Consider the following 1,020-nt stretch of genomic DNA (forward strand, 5'->3'; position numbering starts at 1 on the left):
CGCTGGCGCCCGCCGCCAGGGAAATCGCCGCCGCGCTGGCGCGTCTGCCTGGCGCGCTGGAACTGGGCTTCTTTCCGGCTACCGACATCGCCAGTACGGCCAGCGGCGCGATGACTGCGGAACAGGCGGCCAAGGCCCTGCAGGGGCTCGAATTCGCCGGCGGTCAGAACAACCTGGAGGCCCTGGCCAGAGCCTGGGACTGGGCCGCCGCCGGACCTCCGGCAGCCGTCCTCTGGCTGCACGGCCCGCAGCCGGTGCTGCTGGGAAGCGTCGAACCGCTGCTGCAATACGCCGAGCGACGTCCTGGCCGGGTGCGCCTGTACCCGTTTGAAGTCATTCCGGGCCCCAACCGGGTCCTCGAAGCCCTGGATCTGCTGCCGGCGGTGCGGCCGGTATACCGCAACGACGGCCTGCAGGCCGACCTTGAGCGGCTCTTCGCCAGCTGGACGCCGGGCACCACCGAAACGCTCGTCCATCGCGAGCAACGGGCGTCTGCCGCCGTCGTCCACGACCCGGCCACGAAAACCTCCGGGCACCTGGCGCGCCTGTGGGCCGCCGATCAGCTCGGGCGGCTTCTCGAACAAGGGGAGTCCGGGCGGCAGGCCGCCACCGACCTCGCCCTGCGCTACCATCTGGTGACCCCGGTCAGCGGCGCCGTCGTTCTCGAGACCAGCCAGCAATACGATGAGGCCGGCCTGCGGCCGGTCGAGAAGGGCAGCGTCCCGACCATTCCCGAACCCGAGGAATGGATGCTGATCGCCACGGTGCTGCTCCTCCTGGCCTGGCTGCTGCTGCGCCGCCGGCAGGCCAGGCCGACCCGCCTGGCGTGATGGTACGCAGGCACGCCGGCGTCGCGCTCTTCGCTGCGCTGGCAATTGCCTGCTGGCCGGTCCTCGTCTGGTATGTCCGGGGCAGCTTCGACGGTTCCAACGATCCCTGGGGCTTGCTGGCGCTGGCGACGGCGATCGGCGCCTTGTGGCGAGCGGCACCCGCATCGCCGCCCGACCGCCCTCTGGCCTT

The 1,020-nt window shown here is 71.4% G+C and carries 2 pseudogenes; both read left to right on the top strand.

Annotation, left to right across the window (positions count from 1 at the left end):
- Positions 1-830, top strand: a pseudogene (locus CAPSK01_RS05580) (hypothetical protein); the annotation flags it as partial.
- Positions 830-1,020, top strand: a pseudogene (locus tag CAPSK01_RS05585) (hypothetical protein); the annotation flags it as partial. The pseudogenes CAPSK01_RS05580 and CAPSK01_RS05585, both read left to right, overlap by 1 nt.

This window comes from Candidatus Accumulibacter vicinus, assembly GCF_000584955.1.
Classification (GTDB): domain Bacteria; phylum Pseudomonadota; class Gammaproteobacteria; order Burkholderiales; family Rhodocyclaceae; genus Accumulibacter; species Accumulibacter vicinus.